General features: G+C 67.4%; 16 protein-coding genes. 6 read left to right on the top strand and 10 right to left on the bottom strand.

The window, feature by feature from the left end; translation table 11 throughout:
* Positions 1–25 precede the first annotated feature (25 nt).
* Genes J8G26_RS03115 through J8G26_RS03140 form a run of 6 tightly spaced genes read right to left on the bottom strand, consistent with a single transcriptional unit; the run spans position 26 to position 4,613 of the window.
* A complete protein-coding gene (locus tag J8G26_RS03115; RefSeq protein WP_210567883.1) occupies positions 26–1,204 on the bottom strand; it encodes a DSD1 family PLP-dependent enzyme in 1,179 nt (392 codons plus the stop codon).
* Positions 1,188–1,826 (bottom strand): histidine phosphatase family protein, encoded by a 639-nt coding sequence (locus tag J8G26_RS03120; protein ID WP_210567884.1) that lies wholly within the window; start codon positions 1,824–1,826, stop codon positions 1,188–1,190. Before J8G26_RS03120 ends, J8G26_RS03115 begins: the two co-directional genes overlap by 17 nt.
* Before the next feature lie 31 nt (positions 1,827–1,857).
* A complete protein-coding gene (locus tag J8G26_RS03125) occupies positions 1,858–2,445 on the bottom strand; it encodes a DUF4136 domain-containing protein (RefSeq protein ID WP_210567885.1) in 588 nt (195 codons plus the stop codon).
* A 36-nt stretch (positions 2,446–2,481) separates the two neighbouring features.
* Positions 2,482–3,429 (bottom strand): tRNA 2-thiocytidine(32) synthetase TtcA, encoded by a 948-nt coding sequence (ttcA, locus tag J8G26_RS03130; RefSeq protein WP_246881214.1) that lies wholly within the window; start codon positions 3,427–3,429, stop codon positions 2,482–2,484.
* A 5-nt stretch (positions 3,430–3,434) separates the two neighbouring features.
* Entirely contained in the window at positions 3,435–3,806 is a 372-nt protein-coding gene (locus tag J8G26_RS03135; protein WP_087747710.1) for a dihydroneopterin aldolase, read from the bottom strand.
* Positions 3,807–3,827: 21 nt separating this feature from the next.
* Positions 3,828–4,613: an SDR family oxidoreductase gene (locus J8G26_RS03140; protein WP_210567886.1), complete on the bottom strand. Its 786-nt coding sequence runs from the start codon at positions 4,611–4,613 to the stop codon at positions 3,828–3,830.
* Positions 4,614–4,622: 9 nt separating this feature from the next.
* On the opposite strand from J8G26_RS03140, the gene J8G26_RS03145 reads away from it, so the two are divergent.
* The 3 genes from J8G26_RS03145 (at position 4,623) to trxC (ending at position 6,483) form a co-directional block, all read left to right on the top strand.
* Positions 4,623–5,750 carry an SAM-dependent methyltransferase gene (locus J8G26_RS03145; protein WP_210567887.1) on the top strand — a complete coding sequence of 376 codons (1,128 nt, stop codon included), beginning with the start codon at positions 4,623–4,625 and terminating at the stop codon, positions 5,748–5,750.
* 21 nt (positions 5,751–5,771) lie between these two features.
* A complete protein-coding gene (locus J8G26_RS03150) occupies positions 5,772–5,966 on the top strand; it encodes a DUF2905 domain-containing protein (protein WP_210567888.1) in 195 nt (64 codons plus the stop codon).
* Between the two features lie 76 nt (positions 5,967–6,042).
* Positions 6,043–6,483: a thioredoxin TrxC gene (trxC, locus tag J8G26_RS03155; RefSeq protein ID WP_210568036.1), complete on the top strand. Its 441-nt coding sequence runs from the start codon at positions 6,043–6,045 to the stop codon at positions 6,481–6,483.
* A gap of 8 nt (positions 6,484–6,491) precedes the next feature.
* On the opposite strand, the gene J8G26_RS03160 is transcribed toward trxC, so the two are convergent.
* Complete coding sequence (locus J8G26_RS03160; protein WP_210567889.1) at positions 6,492–7,766, bottom strand: multifunctional CCA addition/repair protein; 1,275 nt, start codon at positions 7,764–7,766, stop codon at positions 6,492–6,494.
* Between the two features lie 46 nt (positions 7,767–7,812).
* Here J8G26_RS03160 and J8G26_RS03165 point away from each other — a divergent pair, with 46 nt between their 5' ends.
* Entirely contained in the window at positions 7,813–8,274 is a 462-nt protein-coding gene (locus J8G26_RS03165) for a hypothetical protein (protein ID WP_087747705.1), read from the top strand.
* A 12-nt stretch (positions 8,275–8,286) separates the two neighbouring features.
* Here the strand turns inward: J8G26_RS03165 and J8G26_RS03170 are convergent, their stop codons facing one another.
* Positions 8,287–8,970 carry a glutathione S-transferase family protein gene (locus J8G26_RS03170; RefSeq protein ID WP_210567890.1) on the bottom strand — a complete coding sequence of 228 codons (684 nt, stop codon included), beginning with the start codon at positions 8,968–8,970 and terminating at the stop codon, positions 8,287–8,289.
* A 161-nt stretch (positions 8,971–9,131) separates the two neighbouring features.
* Between J8G26_RS03170 and J8G26_RS03175 the strand changes: the two genes are divergently transcribed.
* Positions 9,132–10,331, top strand: a complete 1,200-nt coding sequence (locus J8G26_RS03175) for a hypothetical protein (protein WP_087747703.1) — start codon at positions 9,132–9,134, stop codon at positions 10,329–10,331.
* Positions 10,332–10,379: 48 nt separating this feature from the next.
* Here the strand turns inward: J8G26_RS03175 and J8G26_RS03180 are convergent, their stop codons facing one another.
* Positions 10,380–10,952, bottom strand: coding sequence for a 5-formyltetrahydrofolate cyclo-ligase (locus J8G26_RS03180; RefSeq protein WP_210567891.1), 573 nt, complete (start codon positions 10,950–10,952; stop codon positions 10,380–10,382).
* Between the two features lie 14 nt (positions 10,953–10,966).
* On the opposite strand from J8G26_RS03180, the gene J8G26_RS03185 reads away from it, so the two are divergent.
* Positions 10,967–12,952: a lytic transglycosylase domain-containing protein gene (locus J8G26_RS03185; protein WP_210567892.1), complete on the top strand. Its 1,986-nt coding sequence runs from the start codon at positions 10,967–10,969 to the stop codon at positions 12,950–12,952.
* A 124-nt stretch (positions 12,953–13,076) separates the two neighbouring features.
* Here J8G26_RS03185 and J8G26_RS03190 read toward each other — a convergent pair whose 3' ends face one another.
* Positions 13,077–14,003, bottom strand: coding sequence for an MBL fold metallo-hydrolase (locus J8G26_RS03190; RefSeq protein ID WP_210567893.1), 927 nt, complete (start codon positions 14,001–14,003; stop codon positions 13,077–13,079).
* Between the last annotated feature and the right edge of the window lie 25 nt (positions 14,004–14,028).

Here is a 14,028-nt window from a genome sequence, read left to right on the forward strand (position 1 = left end):
AAATGTCCGCTGATTCTTGCCCCAATCAGGTCAGCGCGCCTCTGGCATCAACCCTGATGATGCGCTCCACCGTGCCCGCCGCCAAACCGCCGCGCACGCCGATCAAAAAGTCGTGCAGGTTGACCGTGGGGTCGCAATGACCGGGGATGAGCCAGAGCATGTGTCCCAGGCTGGGCAGGCGGGCGTCGGAGGTGTCGGCATACAGCAGGCCGTGTTCGTCACCACCGTTGGCATAGCGCAGGCTGCGGTCGGCGGGCAGCAGGGCCACGGTGGGCAAGCCCGAGTCGATGGCGTGGCTCTTGTGGCCCGCGTCGCACACAGCATGGCTGTCGCTCACTGAGATGACCTGTGTCTTCACGAACAAGGCCTGCTCGAATGCGGGCTGGGCGGGCTCGCGCTCGTTGCGGGCGTAGTCGGCATCCATGAACAAAAACGAGCCAGCTTGCAGCTCGCCATACACGCCGCTGGCGGCTTCGTGCACCAGGGTACCGGTGCCTGATCCGGTGACCAGCGGCATGGGCAGGCCTGCCGCCACGATCAGTGCGCGGGTGTGCTCGGTGGCGCGCACAGCGGCGGCAATGGCCTCGCGCCGCTCGGCCGCACCGGGCAGGTGCTGCGCGCGGCCATGGTAGGCCTGCAGGCCCGCAAAGCGCAGCCGCGCATGGCGGGCCACGGCCAGCGCCAGCGTTACCGCCGGTGCTCCGGGCGGCACGCCGCAGCGGCCTTGGCCCACGTCGATTTCTACAAACACGTCGATGCCGTCCGCGCTGCCGGCCGCTCCCATGGCCTCTGCCAGGCGCTCAATGCCTTCCGCGTTGTCCACCGCAATGGCCAGGTGCCCGCCGCATGCGGCCAGATGCGCCGCCAAGCGCGCAACCCGCAACAGCTTGGGTGGGGCCACCACCTCGTTGCTGATGTAAATGTCGTTCACCCCGCCGGCGGCCAGTGCCTCGGCCTCGGCCACCTTTTGCACACAGGCGCCGGTGGCGCCGGCGCGCTGCAGCAACAGGGCGATCTCGGCGCTTTTGTGCATCTTGGCATGCGGGCGCCAGCGCACGGCGTGCTGGCGGGCAAAGTCGGCCATGCGCTGGATGTTGCGCTCCATGGCGTCCAGGTCCACCACCAGCGAAGGCGTGTCGATCAAGTCCACACGCTGGCCGATGCTGGCCTGCAGCGCCGCAGGCAGATCAGGCTGTGGTTTCATCGCGGGCGGCGTTGTCCAGGTGCTGGGTGTCGGCCCAGCCCACCAGGCTGAGGCCCTGCGGCGTCCACAGCAGGCGGTTGATGGCCGCGTTGGCCAGCTGCCAGGTGCGCGGCGCCTGGATCTCCTGGCCGGTGGCCAGGCGGTACAGCACATCGAGCACGCCGCCGTGCGCCACCAGCACCACCAGCTCGCCGGGGTGGCGCGCGGCCAGGCGGTGCACGGTGGCGGCGATGCGCTCGCGCAGCAAGGTCAGCGATTCGCCGCCCTCGGGCGCGAAGTGCGGGTCGCGCTTGCGCCAGCGCAAGGCCTGCTCGGGCTGCTCGGCTTCGATTTCGGCAAAGGTGCGCCCCTGCAGCGCGCCAAAGCTGCGCTCGCGCAGAGCGGGCTCGGGCGTGAGCGGTGCGCCCGTGGCGTCTGCCACCGCCTGGGCCGTGGCCTGGGCACGCTGCAGGTCGCTGGTGTAGATGGCGGCCACGGGCTCTTCGGCCAGGGCGCGCGCCAACTGCCGCGCCTGCCACAGGCCGGTGTCGTTGAGCGGAATGTCAAGGTGGCCCTGGATGCGGGTGTCCACGTTCCAGGCGGTTTCGCCGTGGCGAATGGCAATGATGCGGGTGGCGTTCATGGGGCGGGGTGTGCGATGGGGTGCTGGCGGTTCAGCGCGGTATTTCCAGGACGATGCGGCGCGGCCCGGTGGGCGGCGTGGGAAAGCCGCTCAGCGCCGCGTCGAACATGGCGGCAAACACGGCCGGGTTGTCGGTCCACACGCCCTCGTGGACGGCGCGGGTTTCGTACACCACGGTGCCGCTGGCCGCTTCGCGCAGGACCAGGCCGACTTCGCGCCGGTACAGCGTGGGGGGCGGAAAACGCATCGACAGGCCGCCATGAAAACCCCGGCCACCGCCCCAGCCACCCCAGCCCCAGCCGGGGCCATCCCAGTAGTCCGGATAGGCCTGGAGGTCAGTGCGGGCATGCACCTGCACGCGGTAAAACGGCGCCGCGCTGTCCTGGCGCAGGCCCACCTTGGCCAGCGCCTGCCGGGCCTGTTCTTCCACGGCAGACTGCTGGGCGCTCTGGGCCTGCTGCGACGGCAGGCGCTCAAAACGGTAGGTGGGATGCGCGGGCGCGCCGGCGAGCTGCGAGAACGATTGCACATCGCTGTCCACCAGGCGGGTGCTGGCGCAGCCGGTCAGCCACAGCGCCGCGCACAGCAGGGGCCAAGTGATCCATCGCATGGCAGTCATGGCAGCTCCTTGAAAAAAGCGCCGGTGGCGGCGCTGTCAGCCGATGCGCACCACCTGCACGCCGGGCAGCGCAGAGGGCGCGGGGAAATCCTCGGTGTCAAAGGCCTTGTCGCCGTTGTCGTCGGCCACGCCGGTGGCGCGCGCTCCCTTGAAATCGTACAGCGCGCCATCGAGCAGGTGGCTGGGCACCACGTTCTGCAGCGCGTTGAACATGTTCTCCACGCGGCCGGGGTATTTTTTCTCCCACTCGCGCAGCATCTCGCCCACCTGCTTGCGCTGCAGGTTCTCCTGGCTGCCGCAGAGGTTGCAGGGAATGATGGGAAAGTTGCGGTGCTGCGCCCAGCGGGCGGTGTCTTTTTCGGCCACGAAGGCCAGCGGGCGGATCACCACATGGCGGCCGTCGTCGCTGACTAGCTTGGGCGGCATGCTCTTCATCTTGCCGCCAAAGAACATGTTGAGCAGCAGCGTCTGCAAAATGTCGTCGCGGTGGTGGCCCAGCGCGATCTTGGTGGCGCCCAGCTCGTCGGCCACGCGGTACAGAATGCCCCGGCGCAGCCGGCTGCACAGGCTGCAGGTGGTCTTGCCCTCGGGAATCAGGCGCTTGACGATGCTGTAGGTGTCCTCGTTCTCGATGTGGAACGGCACGCCGGTGGTTTTGAGGTAGTCGGGCAGCACATGCTCGGGAAAGCCGGGCTGCTTCTGGTCGAGGTTGACGGCAATCAGATCAAAGTGAATCGGCGCGCGGCGTTTCAGCTTGAGCAGGATGTCCAGCAGCGCATAGCTGTCCTTGCCGCCCGACATGCAGACCATGACCTTGTCGCCCTCTTCGATCATGTTGTAGTGCACGATGGCCTTGCCCACCTCGCGGCACAGGCGCTTTTCGAGCTTGTGGGTCTCGCGCTCGATCTTGAAGTCGGCCGGTGCGCGCTCGGGCGCCACCGCAGTTTCGTCGCCCGTCCAGGCGCTGCTGTCCATTGCATTCATCGCGTTCACCACTGTCCTGTCTCCATGCGGATCGCCACTTCGCAGTCGTCAAAAATTTCGAGCTTGGCGATTTTCACGCGCACGCCCAGCACGCCGGGCAGCTGCATCAGCCGCTGCGCCAGCTTGCCGATCAGGCTTTCGAGCAGGTTCACATGCTCGGCCGTGCACTCGTCGATGATGATCTGGCGCACCTTGCGGTAGTCGAGCACATGCGCGATGTCGTCGTCGTGCGGCGCCAGCGGCTGCGCGCCCAGGCTCAGCTCGGCATCGACCTGGATCGGCTGGGGGGCTTTTTTCTCGTGCGCCAGGATGCCCAGGTTGGCATCAAAGCGCAGCCCGGTGAGGGTCAGGGTCTGGAGACCGGTGGCTTGGTTCATGGTGTGGGGGTGAGCATGGGCTCACATCAGGGAAAAGTCACGCTCGAATTTCATCAGGTGCTGACCACCATCGACGAGCAGCGTGGTGCCGGTGATCGACCGGTTCTCCAGCGCAAAGCGCACGGTGGCCGCCACGTCGTCGGCGGTGGACGAGCGGCCCAGCGGGCTCAGGGCGTGCAGTTGCTGGAATTTTTCGTCGCTCAGCAGATGGCTGGTGAGCGTGAGGCCGGGCGCCACGCCCACCACCCGCACGCGCGGCGCCAGCGCCAGCGCCAGCATGGTGCCAGCGGCTTCGAGCGCGGCCTTGGAGAGCGTGTAGCTCAGAAAATCGGGGTTCTGGTTCCAGAGCTTCTGGTCCAGCAGGTTGACCACGGCGCCGTGCGCGTCGGCATCGCCGGCGGCGGCGCGCTCCTGCAGATGCTGGTGCAGGGCCTGGGCCAGCACGATGGGGGCGCCGGTGTTGCTGCGCAGGTGCTTTTCGAGTGCGGCAAACCCGAAGGACTGGGCGTTGTCGTGCTCGAACAGCGAGGCGCTGTTGACCACCGCATCCACGCTGCCAAAGTGGTCGATCACGCGGGGCAGCAAGGCGCGCACCGACGCCTCGTCGTTAAAATCTGCATCAAAATGGGCGCTGGCGCTTGTCAGCTGTGCGCAGGAAGCTACTGTATCGATAGCATCTTGCTGCGATGTGCGGTAATGCACCGCCACCTGCCAGCCGCCTGCCGCCAGCGCCAGCGCAATGCTGCGGCCCAGGCGCCGGGCGGCGCCGGTGACCAGGACGGTACGCGGACGGGGGGTGGTGGACATTCGGGGACAATGCAGGCCGTGACGACAGAACCCACAAGTTTAACGACCGCCCTCCAAACCCACATCGCCGGGGCCATTGCCGCCGCCGGCGGCTGGATCGGGTTTGACCGATTCATGGCGTTGGCCCTGTACACCCCGGGCCTGGGCTATTACGCCAACGATTCCACCAAATTCGGCGCCATGCCGCAGTCGGGCAGCGACTTCGTCACGGCGCCCGAGCTCACGCCGCTGTTCGGCCAGACCCTGGCCGCCCAGGTGGACGAGGCGCTGGAGCAGACCGGCACCCACGAAATCTGGGAGTTTGGCGCCGGTTCGGGCGCCCTGGCGCTGCAACTGCTCGACGCGCTGGGCGACCGGGTGCAGCGCTACACCATCGTTGATCTGTCGGGCAGCCTGCGCGCGCGCCAGCAGGCCCTGCTGGCCCGGCATGCGCACAAGCTGCAATGGCTGGACGCGCTGCCCGCGCAGTTCGAGGGCGTGGTGGTGGGCAACGAGGTGCTCGATGCCATGCCCGTGCAACTGCTGGCCCGCCACGGCGGGCAAGAGGGCGGCAAAGACGGTGATGGTTGGTATGAACGCGGCGTGGCCGTGCACGAAGGCGCCTTCGTCTGGGCCGACCGGCCCACCGGCCTGCGCCCGCCCGTCGAGATCGAAGGCCCGCACGACTATCTGACGGAAATCCACGCCCAGGGCGAAGGCTTCATCCGCACCCTGGCCGACCGGCTGGTGCGCGGCGCCATTTTCTTGCTGGACTATGGTTTTGGCGAGAGTGAGTACTACCACCCGCAGCGCCACATGGGCACGGTGATGTGCCACCAGGGCCACCTGGCCGACGGCGACCCGCTGGTGGCGGTGGGCCTGAAAGACATCACCGCCCATGTCAACTTCACCGCCATGGCGCTGGCCGCGCAGGAGGCCGGGCTGGAAGTGCTGGGCTACACCACGCAGGCGCACTTTCTGATCAACTGCGGGCTGCTTCCAAAAATGGAGCAGCTTCCGCAGGCGCAACGGGCAACAGCGGCCAAATTGATCATGGAGCACGAGATGGGCGAGTTGTTCAAGGTACTGGCGCTGGCCAAAGGCGAGCCGTGGGACGCGCTGGGTTTTGCGCGCGGCGACCGATCGCACCGGCTTTGAGTGCATGAAAAAGGCCTTGCCATGATCCGCTGGCTCATCGTTGTCTTCCTGGCGCTGGTGCTTATCAACGGCCTGTCGCCCTGGCTGCAGCGCATGGGGCTGGGGCGGCTGCCGGGGGATTTTCGTTTTCGGCTATTCGGGCGCGACTGGTTCATTCCGCTGGCCAGCACGGTGCTGCTGAGTTTTTTGCTGAGCCTGGCTGTGAAGTGGCTTTAAAGCGCAACCTCTCCGCGCCTTGAATTTCAAGGCCCACGGCCCGATGTCCCCAAGACTCCGCATCGAAAGCCCCGCCATGACCGAAGCCCTGCACATCGTCTGCCCCCACTGCCACACCACCAACCGCGTCCAGGCGGCGCAACTGGGCAGCCAGCCTGACTGCGGCAGTTGCCACCAGCCGCTGTTCACGGGCGCACCACTGGCGCTCGACGCTGCCAGCTTTGGCAAGCATGTGCAGCGCAGCCATATCCCGGTGCTGGTCGATTTCTGGGCGCCCTGGTGCGGCCCCTGCCGCCAGATGGCCCCAGCGTTTGCGCAGGCCGCACGCGAGTTGGAGCCCGGTGTGCGCCTGGCCAAGCTCGATACCGAGGCCCACCCGCAGGTGGCGGCGCCCTACAACATCCGCAGCATTCCGACCATGGTGCTGTTCCAGGGCGGACGCGAGCTGTCGCGCATTTCGGGTGCGATGGGCGCGGCCGACATCGTGCGCTGGGTGCGCTCGGTGCAGGCTGCTTGATTGCTTGATCAGGCGCCGGGCGCGGGCGCCAGCCCTGGCCAGGCGGCCACGGCCTGCACCCGCGCTGCGTGGATCATTTCACCCACTTTTTGGCCTGTAACGCCCGCCTGTGCTGCGCGTGCAGCTATCACACTGGTAGCAACCGACTGCACCGCGGCGAGTGCTTCGCGCAGCCGCTGGCGCTGCGGGTAGGGCGCTTCCTCAAAGCCCAGGCGCCCGCGCGCGTCGCACTCGCAGGCCAGCAAGATTTCGTCAAAGCGCGCCGGCTTGCGAATGCCGTCGCAGCGCTCGATCAGGCGCACCAGGGCCGCTGCGCCCAGCTCGCCGCTGCGGTGGATGTTGCCGTGCTCGCGCGCCACCACGTCGGCGGTTTCGCGGCATTCGGTGGGCACGCGCAGGCGCTCGCACAGGGCCTGGAGCCGTTTGGCGCTGCGCTGCCCGTGGCCGATAGGGAAATTGGAGAAATTGGAGTCTGACCCCAATTTTTCTGACCCCAATTTTTCACCCAGCTCGTGCGTGAGGCAGGCAAAGCGCACGGCCAGTGGCGCCTGCAGCCGCGCCGCCATGTCCAGCACCCGCATCAGGTGCACGCCGGTGTCCGCTTCGGGGTGGTATTCGGCGCGCTGGGGCACGCCCCACAGGCGGTCCACCTCGGGCAGCACCACGGCGAGGGCGCCGCATGCGCGCAGCACCTCGAACATGCGCGAGGGGCGCTCCTCCATCAGCCCGCGCGCCAGCTCTTGCCACACGCGCTCGGCCACCAGGTGGTCGGCCTCGCCGTGCGCCACCATCTCGCGCATGAGCTGCATCGTCTCGGGCGCCACCGTGAAGTCGGTGAAACGCGCGGCAAACCGCGCCACGCGCAGGATGCGCACCGGGTCTTCGCGAAACGAGTCGGTGACGTGGCGCAGCACGCGGTCGTGCAGGTCGCGTTCGCCGCCATAAGGGTCAAAATGGCCTGTAGCGCTTGATGGGTCTGCGCTAGTAGCTATCGCATTGATAGTAAGGTCGCGCCGCGCCAGGTCTTCTTCCAGCGTCACATCGGGTGAGCTTTGCACCACGAAACCCCGGTAGCCGCGCCCGCTTTTGCGCTCGGTGCGCGCCAGCGCGTATTCCTCGCGCGTTTCGGGGTGCAGAAAAACCGGAAAGTCGCGCCCCACCGGCAGATAGCCCAGCGCCCGCATCTGCTCGGGCGTGGCACCCACCACCACCCAGTCGTGGTCATTCACGGGGCGGCCCAGTAGCTTGTCGCGGACGGCGCCGCCTACCATGTAGATTTGCATCGGCGTAGTTTAGGCCGGGCCCCCCGGCCGTATATTCCAGCCCACCATGTCCCTATCGTCTGACCTCACCATTGCCCAGCTCAACCCCGACGGCAGCGTGCCCGTGCCCACCGCACCCGACGCCGCAGCCAACGCCGCCGCGGCCGCCCTGCAGCGCGAGGCGCAGTTCGAGGCCTTGCAATCCAGGGTGGACGACCTGCAGGAGATCCTGGCCAAGCCGCTCAGCAGCATCCTGGCCGAGCACGACAAGTTCAAGGAAGCCGCCGCAGCCTGGGACGCCTTTGGCGCCATGTGGATGCTGTCGCAGCGCGCCATGAAGCGCGTGGCGCTGGATCTGGCCGCGCAGCAGGGCGTGGGCGACGAAGAGGTGGTGGCGCGCGCGCTGGCCTATGCCAACGAGGTGCTCAACGGCGATGGCGTGGACCTGGGCGGCACCATTGCCCCCGCGCAGATGGCGCACATTGCGCGGCACAAGCCGTTTTTGCGCAAGCAGTTTCGGCCGGGCTGAGGCGTTTCTGGCTCAGCGCTGGAGCCGGTAAGGCTCCTCGAATGCGCGGAAATCCTGCTCCGCCAGGGCGTCATCGATCCAGGTCTTCACGCCCGGCAGTTCGCGCACACGGTCCACATAGGCGGCGATGTGCGCGGGCACCGGCAGGCCGTAGGTGGCAAGGCGCATGCACACGGGGGCGTAGAAGGCGTCGGCGATGGTGAACGCGCCAAACAGCATCGGCCCGCCGTATTGCGCGAGCAGGCCGCTCCACATGTCCACCAGGCGCTGCACGTCGGCGCGCACGGCGCTCTGGTCGCGCCAGATCAGGGCCCCGGTGTCGGCAAGATTTGCTTCGATGTTCATGGGGCAGTGGCTGCGCAGCGCGGTGAAGCCGCTGTGCATCTCGGCGCAGACGCTGCGGGCACGCGCGCGGGCCGCCTTGTCCTGGGGCCAGAGCTGTTTCTCGGGGTAATTCTCGGCCAGGTATTCGGCAATCGCCAGGGTGTCCCACACCACCAGGTCGCCATCGACCAGCACCGGCACCTTGCCCGTGGGGCTGACAGCGCCGAGGGTGCGCTTGAACTCCGAGCCGGCCTCGAAGCTGTCAAAGCGCACGCGCACTTCGTCGAATGCAATACCTGCCTGGCGCAGCAGCACCCAGGGGCGCATGGACCACGAGGAATAGTTTTTGTTGCCGATGTAGAGCTGGGGCATGGGGCACCTGTGATGGGAAAATACACGGCCACCATGCTAGCGCCGACACCCCGGTGGGCGCGAGCCTTCTCGGGATCGCCACCCTTTTCCGGGGCGCCTGCGCTGGGTTGCGGTGCTTTCCCCTGGCATCGGACGCATGGCTCTTGAAGGTTGCACGAACGATGAACACCACCCCCTCTCTCGATCTGTTTGGCGAAGTGCCAGCCGCTGAGCCCGCCCCGGTCACCGACAGTGTGGCGCGCCTGAAAGTGAAAAAAACCGCGCAGGGCAAACTCAGCCCCGCACAGCAGCGCTTTAACAAGCTGCTGGCACGGGTGGACAACCTGGGCCGCCAGATGCAGGACATCGAACAGTTGGCGGCCAGCGTGCGCGGGCCGCATCTGGCGCAGCTTTCGGAGCTTGAGCGCCGCATTGCGCAGACACAGGCGCAGATGCTGCTTTATCTGCACGAGCGGCTGCAGCGCAAGGGCTTGTCGGCGGCCCAGCAAAAATCGGTGCGCGGCCTGGTGCAGAGCCTGTTGCTGGTCGTGCAGCAGGAAATGGACGAGGCGCAGTGGACGGCGTTGCATGCGCAGTACTTTCCGCCCGAGGCCCAGGCGCAGCAGGCGCAGGAACTTCAGGACGCCAAGCAGCAGGTGCTGAATGCAATGGAGCAGTTTCTGGGGCGACCGCTGGATCTGGATGGCGTTGACGACCTGGATTCGCCCCAAGACTTGCTCGAAGCCGTGATGCGCCAGGTGCAGGCCGACCGGGAGGCCGAGCAAGCGCGCCAGGCCGAGCGCAAAGCCAAGCGCCCGCCCACTGAAAAGCAGCGCAAGGCCGAGCAGCACGCGCTGGATGCCAAGGCCGCCATGCGCGCCATTTACCGGCAACTGGCCAGCGCCTTGCACCCGGACCGCGAGACCGACCCCGCAGAGCGCCAGCGCAAGAGCGCGCTGATGGCCCAGGCCAACGCCGCCAACGAGCGTGGCGACCTGGTCACGCTGCTGCGCCTGCAACTGCAGGCCGAGCAGGTGGACGAGGCCCACATTGCCCGCATGGCCGACGAAAAGCTGGCGGCGCTGTCGCTGCTCTTGAAGGAGCAAGTGGCGGTGCTGGAGTACGAGGTGGCCGAGGCGGAAATGCGGCTCAGCGATGAATTGGGCGTGATGGTGACCGCCACCACGAAGGCGCCTGTGCTGGCAGCGCATCTGCAACAGCTGCAGCATGAGATGGCCCACACCGCACAGACCATGCAGCAGGATCTGGAGCGCGTGCGCGACGACGCCGAACTCAAGCGCTGGTTGCGCGAACAGGCGGCCCTGGCCCGACAGCAAGAGCGCGAAGAGGCCATGCTCATGCGTTTTGGCGGGTTGTATTGAACCTGGGTTTGAACCGGCTTGCGCCGCGCCCGCGTGCTGCGGCGCCGGCTACACCGGCCAGACCACGCCGTTGTCGTTCAGGATGGCGTCGAGCGGCAGGTCGAACGCTTCGGGCTCGAAGTCGTCCAGGTAGCCGTGCGTGTACCCCAGGCCCACGGTGAAGGGCCTGGGTTGCAGCGTGGCCAGCGTGCGGTCGTAAAAGCCGCCGCCATAGCCCAGGCGGTAGCCGCCGGGGGCATAGCCCACGCAGGGCACAAACAGCAGCGTGGGCACGATGACCTCGGTGTCCTTGGGCTTGGGGATGCCATAGGCGTCTTCTTCCATGGGGCAGCCGGGGTGCCAGGCATGAAAGGTGAGTGTTTTGTGCTGCTTGTTGACCACCGGCAGGCCGATGCGCCGACGCAGGGGCTCGTCCAGCAGTTCGCCGTCTTCCTTCCAGCGGTGCAGGGCGGGCAGGGGGTCGAACTCGCCCTTGATGGGCCAGTAGGCGCCGATCACGGTGTCGGGCCGGTTCACCAGCCAGATGCGCATCACCTGCTGTAACAGGTCGGCGCGCTGTAGGCGATCGGGCAGGTTGAGGCGTTCTTCTATCAATGCGCGCCGAAGGGCTGCTTTGTCCATCAGATAATTCCCCCATGCAATTACTCAGAGCCATTCTGACACCCCTTGTCGCCGCCGCCGTGCTGGCCACTGCTGCGCCCCTTGTCCAGGCGCAAAACCGGGGCGACGACACCCTGCTGGAGATGCAGCAGGCGTTCCGCAAGGGCGACCGCAACAAGCTCGCGCAGCTGCTGCCCGCCGCGCGCGGCCACGCGCTCGAGCCCTGGGCCGCCTATTGGGAGCTGAAACTGCGCCTGGACGAGGCCCCGCCGCAGGAAGTGCAGGCGTTTTTGCAACGCTACGCCGGCACCTACCAGGAAGACCGCCTGCGCAACGACTGGCTGCTGCTGCTGGGCCAGCGGCGCGACTGGGCGCAGTTTGCCGAGCAGCACCCCAGCTACCGCATGTCGGACGACCGCGAGGTGCACTGCTACGCCCTGCTGATCGACCAGATCAAAGGCACGGCCCCCGCCAGCGCCGCCGCCGATGTGCGCCGCAACTGGTATGCGCAGCGCGATGCGGACGACGGCTGCACCCACGCGGCCAGCGAGTTCTACGGCGACAAGAAGCTCTCGGCCCTGGACGTCTGGCGCAAGGCTCGCCTGGGCGCCGAGGCCAACCGCCCGCGCGTGGTGCGGGCCGCGGTGGAGATCGTTGCGCCCGAGGCGCTGGGGCAGCTCAAGGAGGCGCTGGACGCGCCCAGCAAATACCTGCTGTCGCGCAACACGGCCGGTAGCCGGGTGCGCCAGGAGCTGGTGCTGCTCGCACTGATCAGGCTGGCCGCCGCCGACCCCGACGGTGCGGCGTACCAGCTCGACAGCAAATGGAGCGAGTACTTCTCGGCCGAAGAACGCAACTGGGCCTGGGGTGTCATTGGCAAATCCGCCGCGCAAAAGCTCTCGGGCAGCGCACATGGTTATTTCTCCAACGTGACGCGCAACAGCCACCTGAACGACGACCTGCTGGGCTGGAAGGTGCGCGCCGCGTTGCGCGCCGGCCAGTGGAAAGCTGTGGGCAACACCGTGGACGCCATGAGCGACGAGGCCCGTCAGGAAAGCACCTGGGTGTACTGGAAAGCCCGCGCCCTGCTGGCCGCCAAGCCCAGCGAGGCCGAGCGCGCCCAAGCGCGGCAATGGCTGGAGGGCATTGCCGGAACGCGTGGCTTTTATGAACAGCTGGCGCTGGAAGAGCTGGGCCAGCGCATCACAACGCCGCCCGCGCCCGCGCCGCTGACCGCCGAGGAAAAGGCCGCGGCCCGCGCCAACCCCGGCCTTAACCGCGGCCTTTACGCCATTGTGCTGGGCCTGCGCAGCGAAGGCGTGCGTGAGTGGAACTACACCACCAACCTGCACACCCCCGGCGGCATGGCCGACCGCGAGCTGCTGGCCGCCGCCGACCTGGCCTGCCAGCGCGAGGTGTGGGACCGCTGCATCAACACCAGCGAGCGCACCAAGGCCGTCACCGACACCGCGCAGCGCTTTCCCACGCCGTTTCGCAACGCCGTGGTCGAGCGCGCCCAGGGCATCGGGCTCGACCCGGCTTACGTCTATGGCCTGATCCGCCAGGAAAGCCGCTTCGTGATGGATGCGCGCTCGGGCGTGGGCGCTTCGGGCCTCATGCAGGTGATGCCGGCCACGGCCCGCTGGACGGCCCGCAAGATCGGGCTGACCGGCTTCACGCCCGACCAGATCACCGACCGCGACACCAACATCACCATCGGCACGGCCTACCTCAAGCTGGCGCTCGATGATTTCGCCGGCTCCATGCCCATGGCCGCCGCGGCCTACAACGCCGGCCCCGGCCGCCCGCGCAGCTGGCGCAACGGCCCGGTGCTCGACGCGGCCATCTGGGCCGAAAACGTGCCCTTTGCCGAAACGCGCGACTACGTGAAAAAGGTGCTGGCCAACACCACCAATTACGCCGCCATGCTGACGGGCCAGCCGCAGTCGCTCAAAAGCCGCCTGGGCACGGTCGGCCCGCGCGAAGCCGCTGCACCTGAAGTCAACAAGGATCTGCCGTGATGCCCCGCGCGCTGGCATGTGGCGGTTGTTTGCTATTGATTAAATAGCTGCTGGCGCTTTCTGTATAAGCGCTAGCGCCTGTTTTGGCGTGCAAAGCGGATATGGATGAAAGACTTTCAGTCTCTCAGGCGTTGTGCAGCCACTCGCCCTGGCGCACGGCAGCACCAGACCGCACCAGATCGTCGGCCAGGCTGTGCAGCCACGGGGCCTCGGCCTGGTCGGCAAAGTAGCGGGCGTGCAGCATGCCGAAATATGGCGTGGTCTGCGCCCAGGCGAGCAAGTCTGCCAGGGCAATTTTCTGCCACTCCAGCAGCTTGTATTTGAGCAGCACCTTGGCGGCGTAGAGCGCATGTTTGGCTGGGTTGCGGGCGAAGCCGTCCAGGCGGCGGCGGGCGCCTTCCAGGGCGTGGTCCGCGTCGGTAAACACCGGCCCGTGGCCCGGGATCACCACCTTGGGCGCGAGCTTCTCGATCACATCCAGCGTGGCGGCCACGTCGGCAAAGGCGCTTTCGCCCTCCAGCTCGGGGAACACCACGCCAAAGCCGTTTTCCCACAGCGCATCGGCCGAGATCAGGATGCCGTTGTGCGGCTCGAACAGCACCACCGAGTGCGGGTCGTGCCCCGGCGCGGCGTGCACCTGCCAGGCCCTGTCGCCCAGCAGCGTGGTGGTGCCGGGCTGCAGCAGGGTGTCGCAGCGAAAGGGTGGGCATTGCTGGCCGGTGGGGGTGTAGCTCAGCGCGTAGGCATCCCAGTGGCGCACATGGGCGGCCTGCCCTGGCGGGATGGCGGTTTCTGCGCCCGGCCAGGCCTGCTGCAGAGCGGCGTTGCCGCCGCAGTGGTCGCTGTGCAGGTGGGTGTTGAGGATGCGGTCGAGCGCGCGGCCCGCCAGCGCGCCGTGCACCAGCGCCACCGTCTGGTCGGCGTGGCTGCAGTAACCCGTGTCCACCACCGCCGTGCCGTGCCGGCCGCTGAAAACAATGTTGTTGGCCGACAGCCAGCCGCGCTCCAGCACTGTGATATCTGGCGGTAGCGCAGGCTGGGTGTGCGGCATCTGCTATGGATAAATGAGTGAGCGA

It is taken from the genome of Acidovorax sp. JG5 (assembly GCF_017939685.1).
Taxonomy (GTDB): domain Bacteria; phylum Pseudomonadota; class Gammaproteobacteria; order Burkholderiales; family Burkholderiaceae_C; genus Acidovorax.

Excerpts from the sequence above, each read along its gene's own strand:
- J8G26_RS03115 (WP_210567883.1), bottom strand. The coding sequence starts at position 1,204 with ATGAAACCACAGCCTGATCTGCCTGCGGCGCTGCAGGCCAGCATCGGC.
- J8G26_RS03120 (WP_210567884.1), bottom strand. The coding sequence starts at position 1,826 with ATGAACGCCACCCGCATCATTGCCATTCGCCACGGCGAAACCGCCTGG.
- J8G26_RS03125 (WP_210567885.1), bottom strand. The coding sequence starts at position 2,445 with ATGACTGCCATGCGATGGATCACTTGGCCCCTGCTGTGCGCGGCGCTG.
- ttcA (WP_246881214.1), bottom strand. The coding sequence starts at position 3,429 with ATGAATGCAATGGACAGCAGCGCCTGGACGGGCGACGAAACTGCGGTG.
- J8G26_RS03135 (WP_087747710.1), bottom strand. The coding sequence starts at position 3,806 with ATGAACCAAGCCACCGGTCTCCAGACCCTGACCCTCACCGGGCTGCGC.
- J8G26_RS03140 (WP_210567886.1), bottom strand. The coding sequence starts at position 4,613 with ATGTCCACCACCCCCCGTCCGCGTACCGTCCTGGTCACCGGCGCCGCC.
- J8G26_RS03145 (WP_210567887.1), top strand. The coding sequence starts at position 4,623 with ATGCAGGCCGTGACGACAGAACCCACAAGTTTAACGACCGCCCTCCAA.
- J8G26_RS03150 (WP_210567888.1), top strand. The coding sequence starts at position 5,772 with ATGATCCGCTGGCTCATCGTTGTCTTCCTGGCGCTGGTGCTTATCAAC.
- trxC (WP_210568036.1), top strand. The coding sequence starts at position 6,043 with ATGACCGAAGCCCTGCACATCGTCTGCCCCCACTGCCACACCACCAAC.
- J8G26_RS03160 (WP_210567889.1), bottom strand. The coding sequence starts at position 7,766 with ATGCAAATCTACATGGTAGGCGGCGCCGTCCGCGACAAGCTACTGGGC.
- J8G26_RS03165 (WP_087747705.1), top strand. The coding sequence starts at position 7,813 with ATGTCCCTATCGTCTGACCTCACCATTGCCCAGCTCAACCCCGACGGC.
- J8G26_RS03170 (WP_210567890.1), bottom strand. The coding sequence starts at position 8,970 with ATGCCCCAGCTCTACATCGGCAACAAAAACTATTCCTCGTGGTCCATG.
- J8G26_RS03175 (WP_087747703.1), top strand. The coding sequence starts at position 9,132 with ATGAACACCACCCCCTCTCTCGATCTGTTTGGCGAAGTGCCAGCCGCT.
- J8G26_RS03180 (WP_210567891.1), bottom strand. The coding sequence starts at position 10,952 with ATGGACAAAGCAGCCCTTCGGCGCGCATTGATAGAAGAACGCCTCAAC.
- J8G26_RS03185 (WP_210567892.1), top strand. The coding sequence starts at position 10,967 with ATGCAATTACTCAGAGCCATTCTGACACCCCTTGTCGCCGCCGCCGTG.
- J8G26_RS03190 (WP_210567893.1), bottom strand. The coding sequence starts at position 14,003 with ATGCCGCACACCCAGCCTGCGCTACCGCCAGATATCACAGTGCTGGAG.